This window comes from Protofrankia sp. CiP1_Cm_nod4, from assembly GCF_982290645.1.
Genome location: NZ_CEVIVC010000192.1, coordinates 3,131 through 7,932, shown reverse-complemented (window position 1 = coordinate 7,932; position 4,802 = coordinate 3,131). Strand labels below are relative to the sequence as shown.

The following is a 4,802-nucleotide window of genomic DNA, read 5'->3' as shown; positions in this document are numbered from 1 at the left end:
GGTGCGGGTACGGGGGGCGCCTGCGCGGGAGGCAGACCAGCATCGCCTGGCACGAGGCCGCCTGGCATGGGACGGCCTGCCGCGGCGGCAGGCCGCGTCGCGACGGTGGGTGGCGCGGGTGCGGGCGGGACAACGGTGACGGGCGGCGCTGGGGGCGCGACGCCGGCCCCGGGTATGGCGCCGGTACCAGGCGGGATGAGCACGGCGCCGGTACCGGGCTGGATGGGCATGGCGCCGGTACCGGGCGCGGTCTGCGACGCGGCGCTGGCGCCGGGCATGACAGGGGCGCCGGGCATAAGGGGAGCCCCGGGCATGGTGGTCGACGCGGACGCGCTGGCCTGGGCGGATTTCGCCTTCTGGGCCTCCAGAGCCGCCAGGGCCTCCAGAGCAGCCTGGGCGCGCTGCCGCCTGGCTTCTGGATCCGGGGCCTGTGCGTCGTCGTCCGGCTCCGGGGACATGCCGGTGACGGCCACGACCGTCGGGCATGGCCAGAGCCGGTCACAGCTCACGCACAGGTCGAACTCGTTCGGTTGGTGGAGGTCGAGTAGCGCGAGCAGGGACCCGATGTGCGCCATCATCTTCGGACCGGCCAGGACGGGACCGTTGGAAATCATGCGAAGTTCCGAGCGCAGCCGGTTGCAGTAGCGCTCGACCTCATCCGTCCGCTGATCCTCCATCGATGCCAGCATGCACCATCATCCGGTGGGAAGTGCTACCGGTACCGTCCTTGAACGGTCATTCCGACCGTCACACTACCTTTTGTAGTTCCTGTCTACCGTCTCTGTCACCGGGTGTCGCTTCTGTTGCCAACGGTCCGGTGTCGCCATCGATGGCCGGGTACCGGCGGCTGGACGGCGACGCGGGCCGGACGACGAACGTCGCCGCCCGACCGCCCGGCGGCCCGATCATCTGGGCAGACGGCAACTCCGGCCATGCGTTTCTCCCTGCGTCCCGGGTGGAGGGCGGCCCGATCACCTGGCAGACGGCAACCCGTTGCCGGCCGCGCGCGCCACCGCTCGCCGGCGGCCCGCCCACCGACTGCCCGGCCGCCTCCCACCGGCCGCCGCTGGTCAGCCGCTTGGCGAGTGGCCGTGCGAGTGGCCGGACGGCTGGCCGTGACGCTCATCCCCGTTCGGGGCGGACCTCGTCCGGACGACGGACCTGGCGCATCAGGCCCTCCTGGAGGCGGGCGAACTCCTCGACGTACGGGCTGTCGACCGGGCCGGGCAGGCCTGGCCCGCCCGGGACCGGCTCCTTGATGCCGCCCTGGAGGGCACCGCCCTGGAGGGCACCCCCCTGCCGGTCGAAGACCGGCTCGAAGCCGGCGAACTGCCCGCCGACGCCGCCGGGGCCGAGGCGTTCCGGCTGCCCGTCGAAGCTGGGGTAATGGGTGGCGACGGCGGTCGGCGGGGCGCCGCGTTCGCCCTGCCCGTCGTAGCCGCCCGAGAACGAGGGCAGGTTCGGCGGGGGGCCCGGGGCAGGGCGTTCGCTGGGCGCTTCGAACGACGGGTAGTGGGCGCCGTTGCCGTTCGGGCCGCGCTCGTCGGCGGGCGGGTCGTACCCGAACGACGAGCCGTTGGACGACGGCGGGGCCGCACCGATGGCCGGGACGCTTGTGCGGCCGGCTGGTTCGCCGCCCGGCTCGGGCTCGCCCGAGCCGAACGCGTCCGCTGGGGGGTAGATCCGTGCCGACAGGCTGACCGACAGCGGATCGTTACCGTATGTGATTACGTCTACCTGGTCGTCCGCCCCGATGCCGCCGTTGCGGGCCAGGTCAACGAACCGGAAAAGATCAGCCCAGCGCAGGCCGTCAAGGTCCACACTGATTCGCAAAGCCATCGTCGTGCCTCATCTCACGGTTCCAGCGTGCCGACCCAACCATTGCCTGACCCCGTGTTGCCTGTGCCCGGCCCATCGTCTGAGCCACTGCCCGGGCCGCTGTCCGACCGCCGCCTGACCACTGGCCTGGCTCGCCGTTGCCTCCGGTGCCGGAGCAGCCGGACGATACAGGGCCATCCGGTGGTGGCCCGGCGCCGGCCTCGCCGGCCCGGCAACGATGGGAGGCCGGCGATGGGCGGCAGCTTATACCCCGTTGGGAGTGCATTCCCCATCCGGGGAGGTTTGTGCGTTTGCGCCGGTAATCCGCGGTCCGCGGGTTGTCGCGGGGTGTTGGCCGGGCTCGGGTGGATCTCGGGCGGACCTGGATGGACGGCGCTGTCGTCCACCGTTGTAGGACGGTGTCGCCCGGGCGGGTAGTGTCCGGCGTGTGAGTGTTGCTTCCGGCGGTGTCAACGGTATGGCTGGCGTTGGCGGCATGGCTGGTGTGGACATGCGTGCCGGATCGTTGCCGATCAGACTTCTTCATGATCGGGTTCTTGTCGCTCCCCGCGAGGACTCGCCCGACCGCCGTTCGAAGGCCGGGATCGTCATTCCCGCCACGGCGCAGATGGGCAAGCGGCTGTCCTGGGCGGACGTGGTCGCGGTGGGTACGGCCGTACGTACCATTCAGGTGAGCGACCGGGTGCTCTACGATCCGGAGGAACGGGCCGAGGTCGAGCTGCACGGCACGACCTACGTGCTCCTGCGCGAGCGGGATGTGCACGCGGTGGCCGCCGAACGCCTCGATGACGGTCTGACCGGCCTGTACCTGTAGGCCTGTCGCCTGTCGCCTGTAGAGTGGTCCGTCCGTGGGGGCCCGCCTCTACGGTGACGGCCGGGAGCTGGGCGTCCGGCCGGCTCCCGGGTGCCCACTTTTTGATCTTCTATGGGTCGTTCCGTCCCGGCGATTCCATGATCACTCTTCTCTGGCTGGGCCCGGTCGGGCCGGAGCAGGACGATCATGTCTGTTCGCGGCCGTGCCGCGGGCCGCGGCAGCAAAGATCATCAACGGGGGTCGTGGGGACGATCCGGACGGATCCGGTAAGGCCTGCCATGCCGGGTTCCCCGAGATGTCCGGACTTGGGCGAGTTGGGGTTATCGGCCCGTCTGCCAGAAATACCACCGCGCTATACCGGAATACCACGAGAAGGCGGATGTGTCGGGTCTGACATCGAGGTGAACGCGTGATGCCTGGCCTGTTGCCGCGCGGAACCGTATTGTACGCGTCGGTCGAGGGAGATCCGTTGTCCTGTATCGACCACGCAGGGATGTAGACAAACCTCGTCGCCTGTGCCCGCGCTGGAGTCGTTGCGTATTGTAGCCGCTCGATCCTGTTCGGGTATGGACCTGGACGGGTACCGACATGCGGCTGTGCGTCGCGTCTCGCGTGCGCAGCCGACAGCAACCGTAGAGAACGACCGGAACTGTAAGGAAGGAGACTCGATGGCTCGTGACTTCGACGCCCGGCGTGGCACTGACGTCGAGGATGACGAACTCCAGGAGCAGAGCCTGGAGACGCTGAAGGCACAGCGGGCCGGAGCCGCGGCCGATCTTGGGGACGATGTCGACGCCCTCGAGGCGGAGCTGGATCTCCCGGACGCCGAGGTGCGCGACGAGGAGCTGTCCCTGCGGGTGCTGCCGAGACAGGCTGACGAGTTCACCTGTACGAGCTGCTTCCTCGTCCACCACCGCAGCCAGCTCGCGGACGCGCATCGCGCGGTGTGCGCGGACTGCGCCGCCTAGCGCCGGTCACCGGAGAAGATCGACGCGGGCTTGTCGCTGGGTACGCCCACAGGACTCGGGAAGCGTACCCAACGACAAACTCGTCTGGATCATGCTCCGTGCGGGTGGCCGCGGCCGGCACACATGGCCGGTTCCCCGTGTGCCTGGCGGCTCTGGCGGCTCTGGCGGCCCTGGCCGGAGCCGCCAGGCACACGATCGCGATCTTTTCAGCCGGCGGTCGCGCGGGGGCGCACCCCGCCGCCGCGGGATGGGAGCCGGGGACGGGAGCCAGCCCGGGAGACCCGGCCACCGGCCTCGGGGCCCCGAGGCCCGCGATGGGTGTGCGTCGTTCGTCCACGGGTGGGCGTCGTCCGTCCACGGGTGGGCGCCGGCCGCGGGGCCGGCTCCTGGGCTCCCCGGCGGCGGGAGGGCCGCTGTCGTGGAGCCGTTGGGGGAGGCCGGTGCGTACGGGGGCCCATGTGACGTTTCCGGTCTTCGTGCCTTGTCCGGTCTTCCTGCCCTGGCGGGCATGACGCCGTCGGACGCGTCGCGGCCCGGCCGCGACTGGCCCCTTTTCGGCGGGTGCGTGGCTGTCCGGCCAGTGGTCTCGCCTTGCCCATAACCGCTTGTCGCGATACCACTACGTTGCGCGCCTGGTCGGTTGGGGGTTGTGACATGGTTGACGGTAAGGTGTCCGCGGCCGTTGCTCGTTACCCGGATACATCCGCCGCGGGGGTGCCCCTCGTCATCGCACGGACGAACGCGCCACCGCTGCCCGCCATCCACGTCCCGCGCATCCGCCTCTGGGAGGCCATCGACCGGGGCGTCCGCGGCGGGGTCACGGTGATCAGCGGGCCGGCTGGTTCCGGCAAGACCGTCCTCGCCGCATCCTGGGCCGCCGCCGGCCGCTGGGCCGGGCCGGTCGTGTGGCTGTCGGTGGACGCGGACGCGACCACCGAGCTGTGGTTCCACCTGCTGTGCGCGCTGGAACGCGGGGGTGCCATCCCGGCGGGAGCCGGGGTGCTGCGGCACGGGCCGGCGGCCCTCAGGTCGGCCGTCGCGGCCGCGGCCGCCGGTGGCCGCGCCACCACCACCGCGGCGGCCGGCGGGACGCCGCCGCTCGTCGGCGACACCGGGCCTCTCCGGCCCCTCGGGCCCGTCGGACCTGCCGGGCCCGTCGGACCTGCCGGATTCATCGGACC

General features: G+C 71.4%; 3 protein-coding genes and 2 pseudogenes. 3 read left to right on the top strand and 2 right to left on the bottom strand.

Annotated features, from left to right (window positions below; all coding sequences use genetic code 11):
• Positions 1-689 (bottom strand): annotated as a pseudogene (locus AC5LSR_RS22275) (hypothetical protein); the annotation flags it as partial.
• Between the two features lie 433 nt (positions 690-1,122).
• Positions 1,123-1,839, bottom strand: coding sequence for a hypothetical protein (locus AC5LSR_RS22270; protein WP_250285734.1), 717 nt, complete (start codon positions 1,837-1,839; stop codon positions 1,123-1,125).
• Between the two features lie 427 nt (positions 1,840-2,266).
• On the opposite strand from AC5LSR_RS22270, the gene AC5LSR_RS22265 reads away from it, so the two are divergent.
• The 3 genes and pseudogenes from AC5LSR_RS22265 to AC5LSR_RS22255 form a co-directional block, all read left to right on the top strand.
• Positions 2,267-2,653: a GroES family chaperonin gene (locus AC5LSR_RS22265; RefSeq protein WP_250285733.1), complete on the top strand. Its 387-nt coding sequence runs from the start codon at positions 2,267-2,269 to the stop codon at positions 2,651-2,653.
• 668 nt (positions 2,654-3,321) lie between these two features.
• Positions 3,322-3,621 carry a DUF4193 family protein gene (locus AC5LSR_RS22260; protein WP_250285732.1) on the top strand — a complete coding sequence of 100 codons (300 nt, stop codon included), beginning with the start codon at positions 3,322-3,324 and terminating at the stop codon, positions 3,619-3,621.
• A 654-nt stretch (positions 3,622-4,275) separates the two neighbouring features.
• Positions 4,276-4,802 (top strand): annotated as a pseudogene (locus tag AC5LSR_RS22255) (hypothetical protein); the annotation flags it as partial.